Consider the following 22,448-nt stretch of genomic DNA (forward strand, 5'->3'; position numbering starts at 1 on the left):
GGCATTTTTCGGGGCGGAGACAGGCGATGAAGTTCAATATCGAGATCGATTGCACCCCCGAAGAGGCGCGGCGCCTGTTCGGCCTTCCCGACCTCGAGCCGCTGCACGACATCTACCTCGACCGCGTCAAGGAATTGATGGCGAAGGGGATCACCCCCGACATGGTCCAGTCGATGGTCAAGACCTGGGTCCCGATGGGCGAAAGCGGGCTGGGGCTCGTCCAGTCGCTGCTCGGCCAGTTCGGGGGCGGCCTGATGGGCGGGGCGTCGAAGGCGGCGGACAAGGCTGACGATGACGACAAGTCCGCCAAGGGACGCAAGACCTGATCCAAACATCTGTAAATGATACGATTTTTGCGCTGTCGAGCGGGATGCCGCCGGCGGCGATCGCGGTCGTGCGCGTCAGCGGGCCGGCGGCGGGAGCGGCGCTGAAGGCGCTGGCGGGGCGCGTGCCCGAACCGCGCCATGCGTCGCTGGCGCTGTTGGCGGACGCCGAGGGTGTCCCGCTCGACAAGGCGTTGGTCCTGTGGTTCCCGGGCCCCGCGACGGCGACGGGCGAGGATCTTGCCGAACTCCACCTCCACGGCGGGCGCGCGGTGGTCGCGGCGGTCGAGGCGGCACTGGCCGCGACGCCGGGGCTACGGCCCGCTGCGCCGGGCGAGTTCACGCGGCGTGCGTTCGACAACGGCCGGATCGACCTTGCCGAGGCCGAGGGGCTCGCCGACCTGCTCGCGGCGGAAACCGAGAGCCAGCGCGTGCAGGCGCTGGGGCATGCGGGCGGGCATGTATCGCGCGCGGTCGCGGCGTGGCAGGACCGGTTGCTCGGGTTGATGGCGGGGGCCGAGGCCGAGCTCAATTTCGCCGATGAGGATGATGTCGAGGTCGGCGACGCGGTTGCGAGACGTTTGATCGGCGGGATGGCGGCGCTTGCGGACGAGCTGGGCGAATGGCTGGCGCGGCCTGCAGCAGAGGTGATCGCCGAGGGGCTTTCGGTGGTGATCGCGGGTCCCCCGAACGCCGGAAAATCGACCTTGATCAACGCTTTGGCGCAGCGCGAGTTGGCGATTGTGTCGCCGGTCGCGGGGACGACGCGCGACGTGATCGAGACGCCGCTCGCGCTCGACGGGATCGCGATGCGCTTTTCGGATACCGCGGGGATACGTGGGCAGGGCGCCGACGATATCGAGGCGATCGGGATCGACCGCGCAAGGGCAGCGGTCGAGGCGGCGGATATCCTCTTGTGGCTGGGGTCGCCCAGAGCCGTTCCCGATCATCCGCGTGCGATCCTCGTCGCGGCGCAATCGGATCGCTGGTCGGGCGATGCGGCGGCCGAGGCCGAGGCGGCGCATTGCGACCTGATCCTGTCGGCGGCGACAGGCGAGGGGATGGACAAGCTCCACCGCTATATTGTTGATATGGCGCGGACCTTGCTACCGCGCGAAGGCGAAGCCGCGCTGCGCCAACGCCAGCGCGCCGCGCTGGCCGAGGCAAGGCGATGGCTTGAGATCGAAGCCGGATCGCGCGAGGCGGGCGATTTAATCCTGCTCGCCGAGCGACTTAGACTCGCCGCCACGGCGCTCGACCGGATAACCGGGCGCGCCGGGGTCGAGGAGATGCTCGACGCGCTGTTCGGACGTTTCTGTATCGGGAAATGATGTTCCACGTGAAACATCGCATTGCGCGCGGCGCGGTGGATTTGTCGCTAGTTTTGCGCTAAAGGCCGCCGCAATCATGCAGAATCCAGCCATTTTCGATGTCATCGTTGTCGGCGGTGGGCACGCCGGAACCGAGGCCGCTGCCGCTGCGTCGCGGCTCGGCGCGCGCGTCGCGCTCGTCAGTTTCGACCCCGCGCTGATCGGGACGATGTCGTGCAACCCCGCGATCGGGGGGCTCGGCAAGGGCCATTTGATGCGCGAGGTCGACGCGCTCGACGGCTGGATGGCGCGCGCGGCGGACAGCGCGGCGATCCACTACCGGATGCTCAACGCGTCGAAGGGTGCGGCGGTGCAGGGGCCGCGTATCCAGGCCGACCGCAGACTTTATCGCGAGGCGATCCAGACTTTACTCGCGGCGGAGGAGGGCATCACGGTCGTCGCCGGCGAGGCGGCGGCGCTGCGACTGTCCGACGCGGGTCGGGTCGAAGGCCTCGAGCTGGCCGATGGTTCGGTCCTGATCGCACCTGCGGTCGTGCTCGCGACCGGGACCTTCCTGGGCGGCAAGCTGTTCCGCGGCGAGGAGCGGATGGAGGGCGGGCGCATCGGCGAGGCCGGCGCACACCGGCTTGCCGAGCAGTTGCGCGCGGCGAACCTGCCGATGGCGCGGCTCAAGACGGGAACGCCGCCGCGACTCGACGGGCGCACGATCGATTGGGCGCGGCTCGACGAGCAGGCGTCGGACAGCGCCGAGGGCGCGCATTGGACCTGTTCCACGTGGAACAGTGCGCGGACAGTGCCGCAGATTTTCTGTGCGATCACGCGCACGAACAGCGAAAGCCATGCGATCATCGCGGCGAACCTCGATCGCTCGCCCTTGTTCACAGGGGCGATCGGCGCCGCGGGGCCGCGCTACTGTCCGTCGATCGAGGACAAGATCCACCGTTTCGCCGACCGCGACGGACATCAGGTCTTCCTCGAACCCGAGGGGCTCGACACGCACCTCGTCTATCCGAACGGGATTTCGACCTCGCTTCCCGCCGACGTACAACTCGCGATGCTGCGCACGATGCCGGGACTCGAAACGGTCGAGATGGTCGTTCCGGGCTATGCGGTCGAATATGATCATATCGATCCGCGCGCGCTCGACCGGACGCTGCAGGTGCGCGCGATGCCGGGCGTGTGGTGCGCGGGGCAGATCAACGGCACCACCGGATATGAGGAAGCCGCGGCACAAGGGCTGATCGCCGGCGCCAATGCGGCGCTCAGCGTTCAGGGGCGCGCGGAGCTGATCCTCGACCGGACCGAATCCTATATCGGGGTGATGGTCGACGATCTCGTGCTGCAAGGCGTGACCGAGCCGTACCGGATGCTCACCGCGCGCGCCGAATACCGGTTGCGGCTGCGCGCCGACAATGCCGCGACGCGATTGACCCCGAAGGGGATCGCGCTGGGATTGGTGCGGCCCGCGACGGCTGCGTTGTTCGCGGCGCGGCAGGTCGAACGCGCGCACGCCGAAGCCTTGCTCGACGCGGCTGTGGTTACCGCCGACTATGTCGCAATCGGCCTGGCGCTTCCGGGCGACGGGGTCGCGCGGCGGCGGGTCGACCTGCTCCGCTATCCCGAGGTAACGATCGCGCGGCTTGTAGCGCTTGCGCCGGAGCTCGAATCGATCGATCGGGCGATCCTGTCGGAGATCGTCGAGGACGCGCATTACGCGCCCTATATTGCGCGGCAGGATGCCGAGCTGCGCTCGTTGGCCGCGAACGAGGCGATCGCGCTCGATCCGGCGCTCGACTATGCGGCGATCGGCGGGCTGTCGCGCGAGATGGTCGAGCGGCTGACGAAAGCGCAGCCCGAGACGCTGGGACAGGCGGCGCGGATCGACGGGGTGACCCCCGCGGCGCTGACGGCAATCATGGTGCATAGCCGGCGGCGCGCGGCATGATCAAATTGGCATTGGGCATCAGCCTTCGTCTTTCCCGCGAAAGCGGGAACCCAGTTGCAACGATTGCTCGCTGGCTTCCCGCTTTCGGGGGAATGACGAAAGGAAGGATGTGTCGTGTCGGCTGAGATACTCGATAAGGAAGATGTTGCGCGTGCCTGGATCGGGGAGGCCTTTGCACCGACGACGGATCAATGGGCGAAACTCGACCGCTTCGTCGACATGCTCGTCGCGGAGAATGCGCAGCAGAATCTGATCGCCGCGTCGACGGTCCCGACGGTCTGGGTACGGCATATCGCCGACAGCGCGCAGATCCTGTCGCTCGACACGCGCGAGGGCGATGGACTCTGGATCGACCTCGGGAGCGGGCCTGGATTGCCAGGGCTCGTCGTTGCAATCCTGAGCGCGCGCCCAATGCTGCTCGTCGAATCGCGCAAACGGCGGTGCGATTTTCTCCGCGCGGTAGCCAGCGATCTGGGGTTGGCGCATGTCGAGGTTGCCGAGGCGCCGCTCGAGCGCGTCGAGACACGGCCCGCGACGACGATCAGCGCGCGCGCCTTCGCGCCGCTCGACAAGCTCCTCGACTTATCCGCCCGTTTTTCCACCGAATCGACGCGCTGGCTGCTGCCAAAAGGCCGAAACGCGGTTAAGGAACTGGCTTTGCTGCCCCAGCCATGGCAGAGAATGTTCCACGTGGAACAGAGCCGCACCGACGCCGACAGCCAGATTTTGGTGGGAACCGGGAAAATTGTGGCAAAACAGCGAGGAAAGCGATGATCCGCATTGCCGTGGCGAACCAGAAGGGTGGGGTCGGTAAGACGACGACCGCGATCAATCTGGCGACCGCGCTGGCGGCAACCGGCTGGCGCACGCTGATCATCGATCTCGATCCGCAGGGCAATGCATCGACGGGACTGGGAATCAAGCAGTCGCAGCGCGAATCGTCGAGCTATGAGCTGCTGCGCGGCGATGCCACGCTCGCCGAATGCGCGATCCCGACCGCGGTGCCGCGGCTCGACATCGTCACCGCGACGGTCGACCTGTCGGGCGCCGAGATCGAGCTGATCGAGTTCCAGGACCGGCTCCACCGGCTGCAACAGGCGCTGTCGAGCGCCGAGGCGGGGCAGTGGGATATCTGCCTGATCGACTGTCCGCCGTCGCTCGGCATGTTGACGCTCAACGCGCTGATTGCGGCCGAATCGCTGATCGTGCCGCTGCAATGCGAATTTTTCGCGCTCGAAGGGCTGAGCCAGCTGCTCACCACGGTCGAACGCGTGCGCGAGCGCTTCAACCAGAAATTGTCGATCCTCGGGGTCGCGCTCACCATGTTCGACCGGCGCAACCGGTTGACCGACCAGGTGTCGGACGATGTCCGCGAAGTGCTCGGCCCGGTCGTGTTCCAGACGGTGATCCCGCGCAATGTCCGCCTGTCGGAAGCGCCGAGCCACGGGCTTCCGGCGCTGATCTACGATCATCGCTGCGCCGGGTCGGCCGCCTATATCGCGCTGGCGCGGGAGTTGATCGATCGTTTGCCCAACGTCCGCAAGGCTGCATAAATGGCTGATAATAAAGACGAAACTGGATCGGACGCGACCCCGGCCCGCAAGCGTCCATCGGGATTGGGGCGCGGCCTCAACGCGCTGTTCGGCGACGTCGCGGTCGAAGCGCCGGTGCTCGCGACCCCCGGCGGCGCCGCAAAGGTTTCCGCGCCAGTGTCGGGGGATGCGGTCCAGCACATAGGGGTCGGGTCGATTCGCCCGCTGCCCGGCCAGCCGCGCCGCCATTTCGACGAGACGGCGATCGCCGAGCTCGCCGATTCGATTGCCCTGCGCGGTTTGCTCCAGCCGATCATCGTCCGCCGCTCGCCCGATGGCGACGGTTACCAACTCGTGGCGGGCGAACGCCGTTGGCGCGCGGCGCAGCGTGCGGGGCTCCACCAGATCCCCGCACTGGTGCGCGAACTCGACGATGCCGCGACCTATGAGATCGCGCTGGTCGAAAATATCCAGCGGCAGGACCTCAACGCGATCGAAGAGGCGAGCGCCTATCGCCGCCTGATCGAGGATTTCGGGCATAATCAGGAAGCGCTGGCGAAGCTCGTCGGCAAGTCGCGCAGCCATGTCGCGAACCTGATGCGCTTGCTCGACCTGCCTGCGAGCGTGCAGGCGCTCGTCGGCGACGGATCGCTCGCGATGGGCCACGCGCGCGCGCTGGTCGGCGCCCCCGATGCCGAAGCGATCGCCCGCCGCGTCGCGAAGGAAGGCCTGTCGGTGCGCGCGGTCGAGGCGCTGGTGCGCGCGGGCAAGGATGACGCTTCGCCGCGCAAGGCCCCGCTCGATACCTATTCGAGCGCCGACGGCGGACGCGACCCCGATATTGTCGCGGTCGAGCGTCATTTGTCCGAACTGCTCGGGATCGGCGTCGCGATTCAATATGCGGGCGGCGGCAAGGGGGCGTTGACGCTCAAATTCGCGTCGCTCGACCAGCTCGACATGATCTGCCAGCGATTGTCGGGCGAATCGATCTGAATCGAACCGTCGATTCCCGACGACTGCGTGGCGTGATTTGTACCAGACCGGGTCGTTGAACAGCGATAAGCGGTCTCCAAGACCTGCGATATATCGCGCTAAACCACTGACTTTGCTTTGTTACACGTCTTGGCGCGCGCCAATCCTTATTGCGCTGTTAACCAAGCTTGCTGGCAAAGCCTGAACAGGTCGCCCCTAAACAGGTCGGCGAATGGGGTGGGATATCCATTCGAAATTCGACTTCCAGTTTTTGGATTCAAGGGACCAAATCATATGCGCAACTTTGGAATGAAGCGCGCCCTCGTGGGCGCCGCGATTGCTGCTCTCGCCATGAACGCCTCGGCGGCCCATGCGGCGTCGGCCACGGGCACGGCGACGGCGAAGATCCTGCGCCAGATCACGCTCACCAAGACCAGCGACCTGCAATATGCGACGATCATCAGCGGCGCGACCGCGTCGACCGTCGCGGTTTCGACGGCTGGCGGCGTGACCTGCGGCGCGGGCCTGACCTGCACGGGGACGACGACGGCGGGTAGCTTCAACGTTCAGGGCACCAATGGCGCCGTCGTGCTCGTCGGCGGCGATTCGAGCGTCACGCTCAACGGTTCGCTGGGCGGCACGATGTCGTCGACGCTGACCTATTCGGCGCCGAACATCACGCTGGGCACCACCGGCGGCAGCTTCCAGGTCGGCGGCACGCTGAGCGTCGGTGCCAACCAGGCGTCGGGCGACTATTCGGGGACGTTCAACGTCACCGCCAACTACCAGTAAGATTGGGGGGCGTGGCGAGCCAAGATCCGCCAGCCGTGAAAATGGGGTCGCCGGGCACGGGTCCGGCGACCCCTTTTTTGTGCAAGCCGCCAACATGGTTAGCGAAATATCAACCATGTTGGCGCAGGCAGGATGCGACCATCGGGACGGTGTGGGGCCGTTTCCCGGACGATTGTGGGGATCGTATCCATGTTTCGCTTTCTGAAGGCCCTTGGCCTGTTCACCGCGGCTGCGCTCGGCGCCGCGGCATCGCCCGTTCTGGCGGCGGGCGACCTGCTCGTCGCGCCGACGCGCGTCATCCTCGACGGATCGCGCGGAACCGAAGTCGTGCTCAACAATATCGGCAGCGAGCCTGCGACTTATCGCATCAGCCTCGAAATCAAGCGGATGACCGCCGAGGGCGGGCTCGACGAGATCGCCGAGGAGAATGTCACGCCCGCCGAACGCGCCGCGCTCGACATGATCGCGTTCAGCCCGCGGCGCGTCACGCTGCCGCCGAACCAGCCGCAAGTCGTGCGCGTCGGGGTGCGCCTGCCCGAAGGGACGCCGCCGGGCGAATATCGGGCGCATATGCTGTTCCGCTCGGTTCCCGACGCGGCGCCGGCGTCCGCCGAGCCGAAACCGGCGGGCGACGGGGTCTCGATCGCGCTGACGCCGATTTATGGCATCACGATCCCCGTGATCGTGCGCGTCGGCGACCTTGGCGCCGCGGCGGTGATCGGCGACGCGTGGGTGAGCGAGACGCAGGACGGGCCGGCGTTCAATTTCGATCTGGCGCGCACGGGCAACCGCTCGGTCTATGGCGATATCGAGGTGACGCGGCCGGGGGTAGCCGAACCCTTGCTCGTCGCGCGCGGCATCGCTGTCTATCCCGAGGTGGCGGCGCGCAAGGTGTCGCTGCGCGTTCCGGGGGAGCTCGCCGCGAAGCTCAAGGGGCCGGTACGCATCCGTTATAGCGAGGACCGCGAAATCGGCGGCGGCACGATCGACGAGGCCGCGCGGGTGGTGAAGTGACGCGGTAGCAGCGGAGCGAAGCGGGCGGGGCGATGATCCGCGCGGCGCTTGCACGGTGGAAACCGGCGATATTCGCCGGACTGGCGCTGGCGGGATTCGTTCCCGCCGGCGCCCAGGCCGCTGAGAAGAAGCCCGTTTCGCTCGCCGCCGACAATTGGGCGCCGAACGAGGACGATAGCTGGCTATTCGACGTGCGTTCGGGGTCATATCGCCTCGGCGATGGGGTGCGCGGCTATCAGACCCCGCAGGGGATTTGCGTCGACCTCGGCGACGTCGTGCTCGCGCTCGACCTCGCGGTGCGCGTCGACAAGAAGTTGCGCCGCGCAACCGGCTGGGTGTTCGACGAGCGGCGCAGCCTGACGATCGACCGCGACGCGGGCGAGGTGCGCGCGGGAAGCCAGGGTTTTCGCCTGGATGCGACGACGATCCGCGATACGCCTGCGGGCTGGTGCGTCGACCTCGACAGCCTGAACAGCTGGCTCGGCGTGCCGCTCGCGGCCGACCTGTCGAACGCGGTGCTGCGGATCGATTCGAAGGACAAGCTGCCGTTCCAGCTCGCCGCAGAGCGCCGCGCGCGCGCCGCGGCGATCCGCCCGCAAGCGCAGTTCGATCTCGCGAGCCTGCCGCAAGCGGCGCGGCCGTATCAGGCGTGGGCGACGCCCTCGGTCGACGTGGTCGCCTCGGCGGGTGTCGTGTCGGACAAGCGCGGCGGATCCTATGTGCAGGGCCGCTACGAGATTTTTGCTGCGGGCGAGGTGCTGGCGCAGAGCTTCGACGCGCGGCTGTCTTCGGACAATGAAGGCGTGCCCGACAGTTTGCGGATGCGGCTCTATCGCACCGATCAGCAAGGGCGACTGCTCGGGCCGCTGAAGGCGACGCATTATGGCGTGGGCGACGTCAGCCTGCTGTCGACGGGGATCGTCGCGGCGTCGGCGCCGGGGCGCGGCGCGGTGCTCACCAATCGCCCGATCGAGCGCCCCGACGCGTTCGACAAAACGACCTTTCGCGGCGATTTGCCCGCCGGCTGGGACGCCGAGCTGTATCGCAACGGGCAATTGCTCGCCTTCACCAGCCCGAATGGCGACGGGCGCTATGAATTCATCGACGTGCCGCTGCAATATGGTGCGAACCGGTTCGAGATCGTGCTGTACGGGCCGCAGGGACAGGTCCGGCGCGAAATCAGGCAGGTTCAGGTCGGCACGGATTCGATCCCGCCGCAGCAGACCTGGTATTGGGCGGGCTTCGCGCAGGAAAATGCCGACCTGATCGAATTCGGCAGCCGCCGGCGCGGGGCGTTCCGGCGTGGCTGGCGTGGGACGCTGGGAATCGAGCGCGGGCTCGACACGCGCACGTCGGCCGCGGCCTATGTCCACAGCCTGTTGATCGAGAATGTCCGCTATAATTATGGCGAGGTCGCGCTGCGCCGCTCGATCGGGCCGACCTTGCTCGAGGTTGGCGGATCCTATGCCGACAATGGCGGCGTGGCGGCGCGCGCGAGCTGGCTGGCGGCGTTCGGCGAAACCTATGTGCGCGCCGATGCGATGCGCGGCTGGGGCGGGTTCGTGTCGGACCGTTTCCTCGGCAATATCAACGGCCAATATTCGATTTCGGTCGATCAGTCGGTGACGCTCGGGCGGACGGTACTGCCGCTCCATTTCGACGTGCGGCAGGTCGAGCGGCGTTCGGGGATCGAAAGCCTCGAGGCCAGCGCGCGCGCGTCGGCGAGCTTTCGCGCGCTGACCTTCACCGGCCAGCTCGACTGGAGCCGGACGAAGGTGCCCGTCGGCCCCGATCCGCCCGACAACCTCTCGGCCACCCTGCTCGCCAATGCCCGCATCGGGCGCGTTCGCGTCCGGGGCGAGGCGCGGTTCGCGCTGGCCGGGGACAATAGCGATACGCGCATGACGCTGATCGGCGAATGGGCGGGGAAGGGCGAGGCCGAATGGCGGACCGAGCTCGGCTATGACCGAGGGCTCGATCGCGCACGCGCAGGGCTAGGATATACACGCCGTTTCAACAAGTTGCAGCTGACCGGGTTCGGCGAGGTCGCAAGCGACGGGTCGATCGCGGCGTCGATCGCGCTCGCTTTCAGCTTCGGCCCCAAATCGAACGGTGGCTGGCGCGTATCCGCCGAGAAGCTCGCAAGCCGCGGGCAGGTCATCGCCGACGTGTGGATGGACGACAATGGCGACGGCATCCGCCAGCCTGGTGAGGCGGCGCTGCCCGATGTCCCGCTGACCGCAGGCAATGCCGCTGTCGAGGCGGCGACCGACCGCGACGGGCGGGGGACGATCGATGGGCTCGAACCCTTCCGCCCCGTGATGATCGGGATCGACGCGGGCAGCCTGCCCGATCCTTATGTCCAGCCGGCGCTGCCGGGGGTGGTCGTGTCGCCGCGGCCGGGGGTCGCGACGCGCGTCGCGCTGCCGATGACCGCCGCGGGCGAGGTGGAGGGGACCGTTCGCCGCGATGGCGGCAACCCGATCGAGGGTCTCGGCGTCGAACTCGTCGATGCCGAAGGGCGCGTGCGCGCGACGACGACCACCGAGTTCGACGGATATTTTCTGTTCGAGGGCGTCGCTTACGGGCGTTACACGGTCCGGCTGGGCAAGGCGTCGGCGGCGGCGCTGCGGCTCGACGGCGATTTCGCTGTGGGCGCGGCGCCGGGTAAGGCGACGCCGCGCGTCCGGCTCGGCGCGCTGGTACTGAAGCCGCTGCGTCGCGACGTCGCGCTGCGGGATGAGACCCCACCGGGCGGAAACAGCGCACGCGGGCCGCCGGAGGAAGAGGAGCGCCGACCGTAGCGGCCTCGGAAGAATCGACAATTTTCTTGCCGCGCCGCGCGGGGAAAGGGATGAAGCACCGCAACGAGGTCGGCCCCGGAAGGCGAAGACGTGCGAAAAACTGTGTGGATCGCAGTGACGCTGGGCCTGCTGCTTGCGGCAGCGGGATTCCTTGCGGTGCTGGTTTCCGCGGTACCCTCGCCGCGGAATGACGGCGCCCTGCGATCTTCGATCGATCGAGGCCCGATGGGGGAAGCGCAGCAGAGGCAGGTCTATTCGCCCGTCATTGCGAAGGATCCCTATGTTGCCGCGCAATGGGAAAAATCGATCCGGGCGCTGGAAGCGGCGTGTGCCGAACGCGGGGAATATTGCGAAGAGGCCCGAAAAGCGCGCCTGTCGGTGAACCGATAGCGGCGCTTCCGCGTCGAGTCAGCTCAGCAGCGGTTCGAGCGCGTCCCATTCGCGGTCGACCGCGCGGCGGCCGGCGTCGATCGCGGCGCGGATTTTCGCCGGGTTGAATTCGAGCGTTTCGGCGACTTCCTCTTCGGGTTCGATGATGCGGATCGGTGCGAAGCGATAGCGGGCGATCTGGACGTCGAGCGGGCGGAGGATACGCGCCGCCTGCGCGCCGCCGATGCCTTCGTTCTGGAGCGCGCGAAGCTGTCCCTCGCGCGCGGCGATCAGGTCGTTGATCAGCGCGGCGCCGGCGAGGTCGTTCGCCGACACTTCCGACTGGAGGATGTCGACCGCGCGCAGCCCGATCTTGATCAAATTGGGAAAGACGCGAACCGGGCCGGGCCGCGGTGCGGGCGACGCGCGCACCGCGATCACCCCGCGCGGGTTCATTTCGAGCGCCGCGCTCAAAGGCGTCACGTCGCGCACCCCGCCATCGACCCATTGCTCCTCGGTCCCGTCGCTCGCGCGCGTCTTCAGGGGATCGAAGAAAAGCGGCATCGCGCAGCTCGCATAAACCCAATTGTGGATGCCGGGCACGCTTTCGTCGATGCTGCGATAGGTGCCGGTGCCGAGATTGACGACGCCGAGCAGCAACTTGCGCCCGCTGGCGTGGAGCTTCGCGTCGTTTGCGAAGCCCTTGAGTAGTTTTTTGAGTGGTGCGGTGTCGTAAAGCGCATCCTCGCCGAGCAGCCCGCCGACGACGCCGAGCGGGCGCGATTTGTAGATCGAGCTGTTGCCCTTGATGCCGAGCCAGGCGTCGAGCAGCCCCGGGACATCGTCCTGCGCGACCCCGAGCGCCTGGATCGCGCCGGTCGACACGCCGGCGACGATGTCGAGGCGGACGCCGCGGTTGACGACGAGTTCGTGGACGACGCCGACCTGGAAGGCGCCTTTCGCGCCGCCCCCGCTCAATACGATTGCCAGACCGCCTGCCATACCGTGCGCCTCCTTGGCCGGCGCCAGTTTACAGCAATTTGGGAGGCTTCCCAAGCGGCGAAGCCGCGCTTTTGCGAGAAACTCCGCGGGCCATTAACCAATTTTTATCCATGATTGGCCACAGGGGTAGCGAGCATGAATTTGCCTGTGGGGAAGTCAAAAAAATGTCCGATGCCTTGGGTTCGAAAAACCGTCCGACGAGCGCCGATGTCGCCATCATTGGCGCCGGGCCGGCGGGGCTGACCGCCGCCTATCAACTGACCCAGCAGGGTTACAGCGTGACGGTGATCGAAAAGGACCCGGTCTATGTGGGCGGGATCAGCCGCACCGTCGAGCATGAGGGATTTCGCTTCGACATCGGCGGGCACCGCTTCTTTTCGAAGAGCCGCGAAGTCGTCGACCTGTGGAACGAGATCTTGCCCGACGATTTCATCGAGCGCCCGCGGATGAGCCGCATCTATTATGAGGGCAAATTCTATTCCTATCCGCTGCGCGCGTTCGAGGCGCTGTGGAATCTCGGGATCATACGCTCGACATTGTGCATGGTGAGCTATGCGCAGGCGAAGCTGTTTCCGAACCGGAATGTGCGCAGTTTCGAGGACTGGACGATCAACCAGTTCGGGCGGAAGCTCTATTCGATCTTTTTCAAGACCTATACCGAGAAGGTGTGGGGCATGCCGTGCGACGAAATGTCGGCCGACTGGGCGGCGCAGCGCATCAAGGGACTGAGCCTCGGCGCCGCGGTGCTCGACGGGCTGAAGCGCAGCCTCGGGCTCAACAAGAAGCCCAATGACGGCATGGCGACCAAGACCTTGCTCGAAACCTTCCGTTACCCGCGGCTCGGCCCCGGCATGATGTGGGATGCGGCGCGCGACAAGGTTGCCGCGGGCGGCAACCATGTGCTGATGGGCCACAGCTTCAAGCAATTGACGCAGGACCAGAAGACGGGGCGCTGGCGGATGACCGCGACCGGCCCCGACGGCGATATCGTGATCGATGCGGGCCATGTCATCAGCTCGGCGCCGATGCGCGAACTGGCGGCGCGTATCCATCCGCTGCCGGCGTGCGCGCTGAGCGCGGCGCCGAACCTCAAATATCGCGACTTCCTGACCGTCGCGCTCAAGATTCGGTCCGAAGACCTGTTCCCCGATAACTGGATCTATATCCACGACAGCAAGGTCCGCGTCGGCCGGGTGCAGAATTTTCGCAGCTGGTCGCCCGAGATGGTGCCTGACCCCGAACTCGCGTGCGTCGGCCTCGAATATTTCTGCTTCGAGGGCGACAACCTCTGGGCGGCAAGCGACGAGCAGCTGGTTGCGCTGGCGACGAAGGAAATGGAAATCCTCGGCCTTTGCGATCCGGAAGATGTCGTCGGCGGCGCGGTCGTGCGGCAGGAAAAAGCCTATCCCGTCTATGACGATGACTATGCCGCGCATGTCGAGACGATGCGCAGCGAGCTCGAGGCGCGTTATCCGACGCTGCACATGGTCGGGCGCAACGGCATGCACCGCTACAATAACCAGGATCATGCGATGATGACCGCGATGCTGACGGTGCGCAATATCGTCGCGGGCGAAAAACTCTATGATATCTGGGGCGTCAACGAGGATGCCGAATATCATGAAAGCGGCACCGAGGGTGAACAGGCCGCGCTGGCGTCGGTTCGCGATGTTCCGACGCGCGTGGCGAAGGCCGCCTGAGGCTTTGGCCGGGGGGATCGGCGCCATGCAACCTGTGACCCGATTGATCGCGTCGGTCCGGCGCGGCGAGATTCGCTGGCTCAACTACCTACTCGCGAGCGTGCTCGCGCTCGGCAGCGATGCGGGGCTGTTCCTTCTGCTGCTCGATGCCGGGCTGTCGCCGGTGCCGGCGTCGGCGACCGGCTATTGCGCCGGGATCCTTGTGCACTGGATGGTATCGAGCCGGCTCGTCTTCGCCGACGGTGCCGCCGCGCGTGGAAGCGGTGAGCGCCATCGCCAGAAATTGCTCTTTGTCGGATCGGCATTGGTCGGTCTTGCCGTCACGACGGCGATCGTCGGAGGCGGCAGCGCGCTCGGCCTGGATCCGCGGCTTGCCAAGCTCGCGGCGATCGTCGTCAGTTTCCAGACTACCTATCTGCTCCGCCGCCATATCGTGTTCCGGGCCGCGGCGGCATGAACGGCACGCCCGCGCAGGGCGGCCTCTCGCTCGGGCCGTGGTTCACGCCGGTGCGGATCGCGCTGATCGTCTGGGCGGCGATGAGCCTGATCGCAATCATCTTCAACTGGCACGCGATCGTCGCGCTGGACCTGTCCGATACCGACGATGCGATGCGCATGGTGCAGGTCCGCGACCTGCTCGCCGGACAAGGCTGGTGGGACCTCGCGCAATATCGCGTCAATCCGGCGGGCGGCGGGGTACTGATGCACTGGTCGCGGATCGTCGATGCGCCGTTGGCGGCCGGGATTTTCGTGCTCGAACCGCTGTTCGGGCAGGCGATGGCCGAACGGATCGTGATGACGCTGTGGCCGCCGCTGCTCGGCGCGGTGCTCAGCGTCGCGTGCGTGCTGGGTTACCGCGATCTGTCCGATCGCCGGATCGCCTATGTCGTACCGCTGTTCCTGATCATGGCGGGTTACATCATCGTCCAGTTCCGGCCGCTGCGCGTCGATCATCACGGCTGGCAGATCTTGCTCGCGATGATCGTCATCGGACAGGCGCTGCGGCCCGCGACCGTCCGCGCCGGGGTGTACGCGGGGCTTGCCGCCGCCGCGCTGATCGCGGTGTCGATCGAGGGGTTGCCGATCGCGGCGCTGTTCGCGGGTCTCGCCGCGCTGCGATGGGCGCTCCATGGACGCGGCGAGGATCGTGCGCGCCTCTGCGGCTATATGGCTGCGCTTGCGGGCGGTGCGCTGCTGTTCCAGTTCCTGACGCGCGGTCCTGCGGGTCTCGCCGGCCACTGGTGCGACGCGCTTTCGGCGCCCTATCTGGCGGCGTTCATCGCTGCGGCGGTGCTGACGCTTGCGGCGGCGCGCGCCAACCCGGCGCAATCCTGGGTCCGGTTTGTCTCGCTCGGGGTCGCCGGCGGGGCCGCGGCGATTGTGCTCGTCTGGACCGAACCGCAATGCGCGAAAGGCCCGTTCGCCTCGCTCGATCCGATCGTCGTGCAATATTGGTATCGGCATGTCCTCGAAGGGCAGCCGGTCTGGGCGTCGAGCCTGGCCGACGCGATTCATGTGTTGCTGCCTTCGCTTGTCGGCCTCGCCGGGTCGCTGCTCGCCTGGCGCGGTGCGGCGACTGCGGTCGATCGCCGCAACTGGGCGACCCTGATCGTCGCGCTGGCGGGGGCGGCGGCGCTGTCGCTGTTCGTCCTGCGCAGCGCCGGGACCACGCATCTGTTCGCCTTGCCCGGTTGTGCCTGGCTCGGGCTGCGCGCGTGGGCGTGGGCGCGCTCGATCGGTTCGACCTTGCCGCGCATCCTCGCGTCGGTCGCTGCGGCGCTGACCCTGCCGCTTCTGGGGAGCATGGCGGTGGTCGCCGCGTTCGAGACGGTCTTTCCGGCGTCGAAAGCCGCCGAAACGGAAACCGGCGCGGCGGCGTCACATAAATCGACCTGTCTCGACCGCGACACGATCGCGGCGCTCGACCGCCTGCCGACCACGACAATCCTGACCCCGATCGATCTCGGCCCGTCGATCCTGTTCTGGACGCGCCACAGCCTTGTCGCGACCCCGCATCACCGCAACCGCGAGGCGATGGCGGATACAATCAGCGTGTTCATCGGCGATCCGGCGGCCGCCGAAGCGCTGGTGCGCAAGCAAAAGGCGACGCTGATCGTCTATTGTCCGACCGCCAATGACTTTCGCGGCTATCGCCGCGCGCGCAAGGACGCGCTCGCGGCGCAGCTTTATGCGGGGAAGCCGCCCGCCTGGCTCGAAGCGGTGCCCTTGACCGCGCGCACAGGCCTGAGGGTGTGGCGCGTCAAGCCCGAGTGAAGCGCTTCAGGCGGGCTGGAAACTGAGCGCCGCGCCGTTCATGCAATAGCGCTTGCCGGTCGGTTTCGGCCCGTCGTTGAAGACGTGGCCGAGGTGGCTGCCGCAGCGTTTGCAATGCACCTCGGTGCGGGCATAGCCGAGTTCATGGTCGGTCGAGGTGGCGATGCCGCCCTTCAATGGTGCCCAGAAGCTTGGCCAGCCGGTGCCGCTGTCGAACTTGGTCCGGCTCGAATAAAGCGGCAAGGCGCAGCCGGCACACAGGAAGGTGCCGGCGCGTTTTTCCTTGTCGAGTGGGCTGGTGAAGGGGCGTTCGGTCGCCGCCTCGCGCAATACGCGATATTGCAGCGGCGACAGGCGCTTTTTCCACTCGGCGTCGGAGAGCTGCCAGCCCGCCTGCGCTTTGGGGCGCGCCGATCGGGCGAAGAGCATCGGAGCGCCGATCACGGCGCCGCCGAGCGCAAGTCCGCCGAGAAGATAACGACGTTCGATCATGCCTTGCGATACGTACGCCTTCGCCGAAGGGTTACAAGCCCGCGTCAATATTTCTCGATTTGCACCGGCAGCGACCGGAAACCGTGGACGAAGCAGGCGTGGACTCGTTCGGGGGCGCCCGTGACGTTCACGCGCATCCGCCGCGCCGCCATCTCTTCGAGCAGGATGCGGAGCTGCAGCTCGGCGAGCCGCGCGCCGACGCAGCGGTGGACACCGTAACCGAACGACAGGTGGCGCCGCGCATTCTCGCGGTCGAGCCGGAGCGCGTCGCCATCGTCGAACACGCTCTCGTCGCGGTTCGCCGACAGATACCAGAGGATGAGCTTGTCGCCCTTCTTGATCTGGTGTCCGAAGAGGTCGGCATCCTCGAGCGCGGTGCGCCGCATATGCGCCAGCGGAGTCTGCCAGCGAATGATCTCGCTCACCGCATTGGGGATCAGCGACGGATCGGCTTCGAGCTTTGCGCGCTGGTCGGCGAATTTGTCGAGACCATAAGCGAGCCCCGACATGGTGTTGCGTGTCGTGTCGTTGCCGCCGACGATCAGCAGCACGAGGTTCCCGATGAACTCATATTTGTCCATGTTGCGCATCGCTTCGCTGTGCAGCATCATCGACAGGAGGTCGGGCGTCGGTGGCTGGTCGAGCTTTTCCATCCACAGCTTCTGGAAATAGACGAAGGCTTCCTCGAGCACCGCGCGGCGCTGTTCCTTCAGCTCGACCTTCTGCGCGAGTTCGACATCGCCCATCCAGTCGGACCATTCGGTGAGCTTGCGCCGGTCCTCCCACGGAAAATCGAACAGCAGCGCGAGCATCTGCGTTGTCAGTTCCATCGACACGCGGTCGACCCAGTCGAACGTCTCGCCCCACGGCAGCCCGTCAAGCACCTCGCCGGTACGATTCCGTATGTCTTCGGACAGGCGCGTCATTTCGGCGGGAGTGAAGGCGGGGGCGACGGTGCGACGCTGGTCGGTGTGCTGCGGCCGGTCCATCGCGATGAACATCGGCAGGCGAAAATCCTCATCCTCGTCGCGGTCGAGGATCGTGATCCCGCCATATTCCCACGAGGAGCTGTAGATGTCGGGCAGCGCCTCGACATGCTGGATCGCCTGATGGCTCGCAATATTCCAATAGGGCCCGTGGACGCTGTCTTCGCATTTCACGATGCCGCCCAATTTGCGGAGTTCGGCAAAGGGTAGCTGCCAGCGATCTTCCGAATAGATCGCGGCGGGGCTCATATCATAGGCGTGGGTGACAGGCTGGGGGGTGACAGTCTGGGGCTTGGCTGCAGTCGCCATCGGGCATCCTCTCTTCGCAAGGGACTCGCCGCGACGCTTGCCGCCGTCGGCGAAATCAGTTGCAGAATGCCACTGCTAACAGCTTTGTCAATGACGGTCGGCGGTGGTCGCCGTGGCTATCGCAGCAGCCGCCGCGCCGCGGCGCCAGAATTTCCAGCCGCTCCCGCTGCTCAGCACCCCCGACCGGAACAGGCGGACCGAAACCCAGATGACGAGCGCGACCCAGATCGCCTGCCAGCCGAGCGCGAGCAGGTGGACCGCCTTGGCATCGTCGGTCGCGGCGCGCGCCGCCATCGCGAGCGGCGACGAGAACGGAAAAATCTCGGCGAAGCGGGCGAGGCTGCTGCCCGGCGCGCTGGCGGCGCCCGCCGACAGGCTGAACATGCCCACCTGGAAGATGGTGATGGGCAGGCTGAGCATCTGGATTTCGCGCACCGTCGCCGCCTGCGCGCCGACGCCGAGGAAGGCGGCGCCGAGGAGGAGGAAGGACAGGATGAAATAGGCGAAGCCGATGCCGAGAAAGAAGGGCCAGCCGGTCGCGGGCATCGCGGCGAGCGCGGCCGCGGGCTTGCCCGCCGCGGCGAGCGCGGCCGGATCGACCTGCGTCGCGGCGACCAGCCCGCCCCCCATCGCGATGACCATCCAGAAGGCGATGAAGAGCATCGCGACGCCGAGCATCCCGAGCAGCTTGCCGAGGAAAACGCTTTCGAGCGGCACCGCGGCGGCGAGGATCTCGATGACCTTGTTGCCCTTTTCCTCGGCAAGCGAGCTCACGGTCTGGCCGGCGAGAAGCAGCGTCAAAAGGAAGATGACGAACACCGCCCCGAAACCGATGGACTGCTGCACCGCGATGCTGGTGCCGCCGTTCGAGAGCGATTCGAAGCGCGGCGCGACGGGTGGCAAGGCCCCCGCGGCGCGGGCGCGCTGCACGTCGCTCGCGAGCAGCGCGAGATAGCGTCCCGAGCTGCTGTCCTTCTCGCGCTCGACGATGCGCGGCGCGGCGAGCGGGCCGCTCATCACCGCATAAGTGTCGCTGCCCTTTTCGCGTGCGATCTTCACCGGATCGGCATCGACGGGGCTGGCGACCCGGATATCGAGCAGCGCGGGTTCGCGGCTCATCGCCGCGCGAAGCCGCGTATCGGCGCTGCGCAGCGCTTCGACATCGGCCGCGTCGGCGACGACAACGATGCGGCCCGCGCCGCGCGCGCTGTCGGCGAGCTGCGACGCCCCCATCCCGCCGGCGAGCCCCATGCCGACCATGAACAGCGGTGCGAGCAGGAACAGGAGGAAGGTCGGGGTCGCGACGATCGCGAGGAAGTCGCGCCGCGCAACAACGAACATGCTGCGGATGAAGGGGGTCATGCGCTGGCCTCCTCGATGGCGTCCCCGGTCGCGTCGGCATCGAAGCCGGCATCGACCTGGCGGACGATATGGACAAAGGCGTCGTGGAGCGCCGGTCGGCTGATCGACAGGCCGGTGACGCCATGACCGCTCGCGGTGATGCGCGCGAGCAGGGGTTCGACGTCGCCGTCCTGAATCGCGAAATGCCAGGCGTCGCCGCGGAGTTCAGCGCCGGCGGGAAGGTTCGCGGCAACGGCGGCGGGATCGCCGGCGGTCCGCGGCGTGTAGCGCACCTGCATCGGGAGCAATGCGCGCGCTTCGTCGACCGTGCCCTCGAAGCGGCGCGCCGAGCGCGCGATGATCGCGATCCGGTCGCACAGCCGCTCGGCGTGCGCCATGACATGCGTCGAAAAGAGAATTGTCGCACCGCGGTCGCGCTCGCGCCGGACGAGCATCTCGAGCCGCTCCTGGTTGACGGGGTCGAGCCCCGAGAAGGGTTCGTCGAGGACGATCAGGTCGGGTGCGTGAACGATCGAGCCGATCAGCTGGATCATCTGCGCCATGCCCTTGGACATCTTGCGGATCTTTTCGTCGATCACGCGCTCGAGCCCGAGTTCGGTCATGAACCCCGCGGCGCGGCGGCGGCCTTCGGACCAGTCGAGCCCGCGCAGCGCGCCCATGAAGGCGATCGCCTCGCGCGCTTTCATCCCCGGATAGAGTCCGCGCTCTTCGGGAAGATAGCCGATGCGGTTGCGCACGGCTTGCGGCCGGTGGCCGCCGAGCAGCCGGCTCGTTCCCTCGTCGGGATCGATGATGCCGAGCGTCATCCGCAGGCTGGTCGTCTTGCCGGCGCCGTTGGGGCCGAGCACACCATAGATGCTGCCCGCCGGCACCGCGAGGCTGACATGATCGACCGCCTTGTAATCGCCGAAGTATTTGGTGAGGCCGTTCGCCTCGACGCTGAAATCGCTCAAACCCGGGTCCCCGATCATTCGCTCACCGGGCTATGGCACGGCGAGACGGCTCGCGTATAGAGCGCCAATGGTTGCCGAAGCCTTGCCTTCTTTGGAAGACCGCTTCGAAGCGGTCGCGCGCGAGCATGGATTCGCCGCGTTCGGGATCGCGCACGCCGATGCTGCGCCGTTGACCGCGGCGCGGCTCGACCAATGGCTGGCCGAGGGGCGCCACGGCGACATGATCTGGATGGAAAGCCGCGCCGAACAGCGCGGTTCGCCCAAGGGGCTCTGGCCCGAGGTCCAATCGGTGATCGCGCTCGGCATGAGTTATGCGCCAGCACTCGATCCGCTGGCGCTTGCCGATCATCCCGACCGCGGACGGATTTCGGTCTATGCGCAGGGCGGCGATTATCATGACGTCGTCAAAAGGGCGCTGAAGGCGGTCGCGCGCTGGCTGGTTGCCGAAGTGACGGACGCCGAGGTCAAGGTGTTCGTCGACACTGCGCCGGTGATGGAAAAGCCGTTGTCGGCCGCGGCGGGCCTCGGCTGGCAGGGCAAGCACACCAATCTCGTCAGCCGCGATCATGGCAGCTGGCTGTTTCTGGGCGCGATTTACACGACGCTGGAACTGGCGCCGTCGAAACCGGGGCGCGACACGTGCGGCAGCTGTTCGGCGTGCCAGGATGCCTGCCCGACGCAGGCCTTTCCTGCGCCGTACCGGCTCGATGCGCGTCGCTGCATCTCGTACCTCACGATCGAACATAATGGTCCGATTCCCGTCGCGCTGCGGCGCGGGATCGGCAACCGTATCTATGGCTGCGACGATTGCCTTGCGGCGTGCCCGTGGAACAAATTCGCCGACATCGCGCATACGCACCGCGCCTTCCTGCCGCGAGCCGAACTCGCCGCGCCGTCGCTCGGCGACCTGCTCGCGCTTGACGATGCCGATTTCCGGCAGGTCTTCGCGGGGTCGCCGATCAAGCGGATCGGGCGCGGACGAATGGTACGCAATGCCGCGATTGCGGCGGGAAACAGCGGCGATGTGCGCTTCGTTCCGGTGCTCGAACGACTGACGACGGATGAATCGCCGATGGTCGCCGATGCGGCGCTATGGGCGCTCGCCGAGCTGGCGTCGTGACGTCATTCGCAAGTGAACCGGCGCCGGCCCGTTCCTAACGCTGCAACGACTGCGCGCAGCTGTTGACCTCGGCATTGCGGCCGTCGGGGGTGCGCGCGTCGACATGCGTCGCGACCGGATTGGCGCCTGCGCGCGGGGCATAGAAATAGACATCGAGGATGCAGTTCGTGCCGGCGAACTGGAGCTTGCGGCCCGCGCCTTCGGTGACGTCGAGCCGCGGTTTGCCGAACATGCGCCCGATCGCATCGGCGCTGTTGCCGATCAGCGCATTGTTCTGCACCGGCTTTACCACCGTCGGCTGCTGTGTGACCGGGGGCGGCGTCGAGGGGCGCGGGATCGCGGGGCCGGCGCAGGCGCCGAGCGTCAGGGCGAGGCCGGCGATAGCAGCCAACTGTCCATTTTTGGTCATCTTTTTTCGTCCCCGTCGCGCAGGTGCAGCATGTGCACGGCCATAGCGGCGCTCAGGATAGGCGCCAACAGATTGGCGACGGGCACCATGAAGCTTGCGGCGGACAGCAGCCCGAGCGACCAGCGCCCCGGGCGATCGAGCGGTGGCCGGTCGGGATGGCGTGCGAGCACCATCGCCTCGAGATCGCGGCCGAGCAGCAGCGCGTTGACGAACAGTGCGAAGATCGGCGTGCCGATTCCCGTCACGAGCAGCAGGATATAGACGGGCAGTGCGAGCAGGTTGCCGCCGACGAGCCGGACGAGCGACGCGAGCGCGAGGCTGATATTCTGGCGCCAGCCGACATCGACGGCGCGCGCCGCCGCGGCCGGATAATGGCGCCCCTCGACATCGGCGACGATGCCGTCGGCGAACAGCCCGACGACGACGATCGCGACCGCGCGAAAGAGCAGCCAGCTGCCGGCGAGGATGGCGACGACGACCAGCAGGCCCGCCACATCCTGCTGCGCTTCGTCCAGCCATTGCCAATGCGCCAGCGCCCAGCGTGCGGACCAGAAGATCGCGACGCCCATGACCGCGAGCAGGAGCAAAGTGAGGGCAAGGCTCTGCGCGAGGACGCGGAGCACGCGCGGCTGGGGCAAGTCCCTGAGTGCGAGCAGGAAAGCATGAACGGCGCGGGCCATGGTCAGGGGATGGCGCGAGCGAACCCCTCCCGTCAAGCGCAGGTCGACAATCTATTCCTCTGGTCACCCCCGACTTGAT

21 protein-coding genes are annotated in these 22,448 nt (G+C 67.0%); 14 read left to right on the forward strand and 7 right to left on the reverse strand.

Annotated elements, in window-relative coordinates:
- The first annotated feature begins 26 nt into the window (after positions 1–26).
- The 10 genes from ACIPPQ_RS05985 to ACIPPQ_RS06030 all read left to right on the forward strand — a co-directional run bounded on the left by ACIPPQ_RS05985 (position 27) and on the right by ACIPPQ_RS06030 (position 11,103).
- Positions 27–326, forward strand: coding sequence for a DUF6489 family protein (locus ACIPPQ_RS05985; protein WP_446543248.1), 300 nt, complete (start codon positions 27–29; stop codon positions 324–326).
- Between the two features lie 23 nt (positions 327–349).
- Entirely contained in the window at positions 350–1,654 is a 1,305-nt protein-coding gene (mnmE, locus tag ACIPPQ_RS05990; protein WP_446543522.1) for a tRNA uridine-5-carboxymethylaminomethyl(34) synthesis GTPase MnmE, read from the forward strand.
- A 76-nt stretch (positions 1,655–1,730) separates the two neighbouring features.
- On the forward strand, positions 1,731–3,599 hold the full coding sequence (mnmG, locus tag ACIPPQ_RS05995; RefSeq protein ID WP_446543249.1) for a tRNA uridine-5-carboxymethylaminomethyl(34) synthesis enzyme MnmG: 1,869 nt from the start codon (positions 1,731–1,733) through the stop codon (positions 3,597–3,599).
- Positions 3,600–3,713: 114 nt separating this feature from the next.
- Positions 3,714–4,373, forward strand: coding sequence for a 16S rRNA (guanine(527)-N(7))-methyltransferase RsmG (rsmG, locus tag ACIPPQ_RS06000; protein ID WP_446543250.1), 660 nt, complete (start codon positions 3,714–3,716; stop codon positions 4,371–4,373).
- Complete coding sequence (locus ACIPPQ_RS06005; protein WP_327456697.1) at positions 4,370–5,152, forward strand: ParA family protein; 783 nt, start codon at positions 4,370–4,372, stop codon at positions 5,150–5,152. The genes rsmG and ACIPPQ_RS06005 overlap by 4 nt, the downstream gene beginning before the upstream one ends.
- Positions 5,153–6,124, forward strand: a complete 972-nt coding sequence (locus ACIPPQ_RS06010) for a ParB/RepB/Spo0J family partition protein (protein WP_446543251.1) — start codon at positions 5,153–5,155, stop codon at positions 6,122–6,124.
- Positions 6,125–6,397: 273 nt separating this feature from the next.
- Complete coding sequence (locus ACIPPQ_RS06015) at positions 6,398–6,895, forward strand: DUF4402 domain-containing protein (protein WP_446543252.1); 498 nt, start codon at positions 6,398–6,400, stop codon at positions 6,893–6,895.
- A gap of 189 nt (positions 6,896–7,084) precedes the next feature.
- On the forward strand, positions 7,085–7,909 hold the full coding sequence (locus tag ACIPPQ_RS06020) for a fimbrial biogenesis chaperone (protein ID WP_446543253.1): 825 nt from the start codon (positions 7,085–7,087) through the stop codon (positions 7,907–7,909).
- 32 nt (positions 7,910–7,941) lie between these two features.
- Positions 7,942–10,713: an MSCRAMM family protein gene (locus ACIPPQ_RS06025; protein ID WP_446543254.1), complete on the forward strand. Its 2,772-nt coding sequence runs from the start codon at positions 7,942–7,944 to the stop codon at positions 10,711–10,713.
- 90 nt (positions 10,714–10,803) lie between these two features.
- Positions 10,804–11,103 (forward strand): hypothetical protein, encoded by a 300-nt coding sequence (locus tag ACIPPQ_RS06030; protein ID WP_446543255.1) that lies wholly within the window; start codon positions 10,804–10,806, stop codon positions 11,101–11,103.
- A gap of 18 nt (positions 11,104–11,121) precedes the next feature.
- Here the strand turns inward: ACIPPQ_RS06030 and ACIPPQ_RS06035 are convergent, their stop codons facing one another.
- On the reverse strand, positions 11,122–12,084 hold the full coding sequence (locus ACIPPQ_RS06035) for a patatin-like phospholipase family protein (protein WP_446543256.1): 963 nt from the start codon (positions 12,082–12,084) through the stop codon (positions 11,122–11,124).
- 164 nt (positions 12,085–12,248) lie between these two features.
- Here ACIPPQ_RS06035 and ACIPPQ_RS06040 point away from each other — a divergent pair, with 164 nt between their 5' ends.
- From ACIPPQ_RS06040 to ACIPPQ_RS06050, 3 genes are read left to right on the forward strand one after another with little or no spacing between them, the layout of a single operon-like run.
- The gene (locus tag ACIPPQ_RS06040; RefSeq protein WP_446543257.1) at positions 12,249–13,784 is read left to right on the forward strand and encodes an NAD(P)/FAD-dependent oxidoreductase; all 1,536 of its coding nucleotides are present in this window, start codon (positions 12,249–12,251) and stop codon (positions 13,782–13,784) included.
- 25 nt (positions 13,785–13,809) lie between these two features.
- Entirely contained in the window at positions 13,810–14,241 is a 432-nt protein-coding gene (locus ACIPPQ_RS06045; protein WP_446543258.1) for a GtrA family protein, read from the forward strand.
- Positions 14,238–16,058, forward strand: coding sequence for a hypothetical protein (locus tag ACIPPQ_RS06050; RefSeq protein ID WP_446543259.1), 1,821 nt, complete (start codon positions 14,238–14,240; stop codon positions 16,056–16,058). The genes ACIPPQ_RS06045 and ACIPPQ_RS06050 overlap by 4 nt, the downstream gene beginning before the upstream one ends.
- A 6-nt stretch (positions 16,059–16,064) precedes the next feature.
- Here the strand turns inward: ACIPPQ_RS06050 and msrB are convergent, their stop codons facing one another.
- The 4 genes from msrB to ACIPPQ_RS06070 all read right to left on the reverse strand — a co-directional run bounded on the left by msrB (position 16,065) and on the right by ACIPPQ_RS06070 (position 20,178).
- Positions 16,065–16,550 carry a peptide-methionine (R)-S-oxide reductase MsrB gene (gene msrB / locus ACIPPQ_RS06055; RefSeq protein ID WP_446543260.1) on the reverse strand — a complete coding sequence of 162 codons (486 nt, stop codon included), beginning with the start codon at positions 16,548–16,550 and terminating at the stop codon, positions 16,065–16,067.
- Between the two features lie 44 nt (positions 16,551–16,594).
- Positions 16,595–17,845 carry a cytochrome P450 gene (locus tag ACIPPQ_RS06060; protein ID WP_446543261.1) on the reverse strand — a complete coding sequence of 417 codons (1,251 nt, stop codon included), beginning with the start codon at positions 17,843–17,845 and terminating at the stop codon, positions 16,595–16,597.
- Between the two features lie 87 nt (positions 17,846–17,932).
- Positions 17,933–19,207 (reverse strand): ABC transporter permease, encoded by a 1,275-nt coding sequence (locus tag ACIPPQ_RS06065; RefSeq protein WP_446543262.1) that lies wholly within the window; start codon positions 19,205–19,207, stop codon positions 17,933–17,935.
- Positions 19,204–20,178, reverse strand: a complete 975-nt coding sequence (locus tag ACIPPQ_RS06070) for an ABC transporter ATP-binding protein (RefSeq protein WP_446543263.1) — start codon at positions 20,176–20,178, stop codon at positions 19,204–19,206. Before ACIPPQ_RS06070 ends, ACIPPQ_RS06065 begins: the two co-directional genes overlap by 4 nt.
- Positions 20,179–20,227: 49 nt before the next feature.
- Between ACIPPQ_RS06070 and queG the strand changes: the two genes are divergently transcribed.
- Positions 20,228–21,280: a tRNA epoxyqueuosine(34) reductase QueG gene (gene queG, locus ACIPPQ_RS06075; protein WP_446543264.1), complete on the forward strand. Its 1,053-nt coding sequence runs from the start codon at positions 20,228–20,230 to the stop codon at positions 21,278–21,280.
- Positions 21,281–21,314: 34 nt separating this feature from the next.
- On the opposite strand, the gene ACIPPQ_RS06080 is transcribed toward queG, so the two are convergent.
- Positions 21,315–21,689, reverse strand: a complete 375-nt coding sequence (locus tag ACIPPQ_RS06080; protein ID WP_446543265.1) for a hypothetical protein — start codon at positions 21,687–21,689, stop codon at positions 21,315–21,317.
- Positions 21,686–22,369 carry an EI24 domain-containing protein gene (locus ACIPPQ_RS06085; protein WP_446543266.1) on the reverse strand — a complete coding sequence of 228 codons (684 nt, stop codon included), beginning with the start codon at positions 22,367–22,369 and terminating at the stop codon, positions 21,686–21,688. The genes ACIPPQ_RS06080 and ACIPPQ_RS06085 overlap by 4 nt, the downstream gene beginning before the upstream one ends.
- Between the last annotated feature and the right edge of the window lie 79 nt (positions 22,370–22,448).

This window comes from Sphingopyxis sp. LARHCG72 (assembly GCF_052871675.1).

Excerpts from the sequence above, each read along its gene's own strand:
- ACIPPQ_RS05985 (WP_446543248.1), top strand. The coding sequence starts at position 27 with ATGAAGTTCAATATCGAGATCGATTGCACCCCCGAAGAGGCGCGGCGC.
- mnmG (WP_446543249.1), top strand. The coding sequence starts at position 1,731 with ATGCAGAATCCAGCCATTTTCGATGTCATCGTTGTCGGCGGTGGGCAC.
- ACIPPQ_RS06005 (WP_327456697.1), top strand. The coding sequence starts at position 4,370 with ATGATCCGCATTGCCGTGGCGAACCAGAAGGGTGGGGTCGGTAAGACG.
- ACIPPQ_RS06010 (WP_446543251.1), top strand. The coding sequence starts at position 5,153 with ATGGCTGATAATAAAGACGAAACTGGATCGGACGCGACCCCGGCCCGC.
- ACIPPQ_RS06015 (WP_446543252.1), top strand. The coding sequence starts at position 6,398 with ATGCGCAACTTTGGAATGAAGCGCGCCCTCGTGGGCGCCGCGATTGCT.
- ACIPPQ_RS06020 (WP_446543253.1), top strand. The coding sequence starts at position 7,085 with ATGTTTCGCTTTCTGAAGGCCCTTGGCCTGTTCACCGCGGCTGCGCTC.
- ACIPPQ_RS06025 (WP_446543254.1), top strand. The coding sequence starts at position 7,942 with ATGATCCGCGCGGCGCTTGCACGGTGGAAACCGGCGATATTCGCCGGA.
- ACIPPQ_RS06035 (WP_446543256.1), bottom strand. The coding sequence starts at position 12,084 with ATGGCAGGCGGTCTGGCAATCGTATTGAGCGGGGGCGGCGCGAAAGGC.
- ACIPPQ_RS06040 (WP_446543257.1), top strand. The coding sequence starts at position 12,249 with ATGTCCGATGCCTTGGGTTCGAAAAACCGTCCGACGAGCGCCGATGTC.
- ACIPPQ_RS06045 (WP_446543258.1), top strand. The coding sequence starts at position 13,810 with ATGCAACCTGTGACCCGATTGATCGCGTCGGTCCGGCGCGGCGAGATT.
- ACIPPQ_RS06050 (WP_446543259.1), top strand. The coding sequence starts at position 14,238 with ATGAACGGCACGCCCGCGCAGGGCGGCCTCTCGCTCGGGCCGTGGTTC.
- msrB (WP_446543260.1), bottom strand. The coding sequence starts at position 16,550 with ATGATCGAACGTCGTTATCTTCTCGGCGGACTTGCGCTCGGCGGCGCC.
- ACIPPQ_RS06060 (WP_446543261.1), bottom strand. The coding sequence starts at position 17,845 with ATGGCGACTGCAGCCAAGCCCCAGACTGTCACCCCCCAGCCTGTCACC.
- ACIPPQ_RS06065 (WP_446543262.1), bottom strand. The coding sequence starts at position 19,207 with ATGACCCCCTTCATCCGCAGCATGTTCGTTGTTGCGCGGCGCGACTTC.
- ACIPPQ_RS06070 (WP_446543263.1), bottom strand. The coding sequence starts at position 20,178 with ATGATCGGGGACCCGGGTTTGAGCGATTTCAGCGTCGAGGCGAACGGC.
- queG (WP_446543264.1), top strand. The coding sequence starts at position 20,228 with ATGGTTGCCGAAGCCTTGCCTTCTTTGGAAGACCGCTTCGAAGCGGTC.
- ACIPPQ_RS06080 (WP_446543265.1), bottom strand. The coding sequence starts at position 21,689 with ATGACCAAAAATGGACAGTTGGCTGCTATCGCCGGCCTCGCCCTGACG.
- ACIPPQ_RS06085 (WP_446543266.1), bottom strand. The coding sequence starts at position 22,369 with ATGGCCCGCGCCGTTCATGCTTTCCTGCTCGCACTCAGGGACTTGCCC.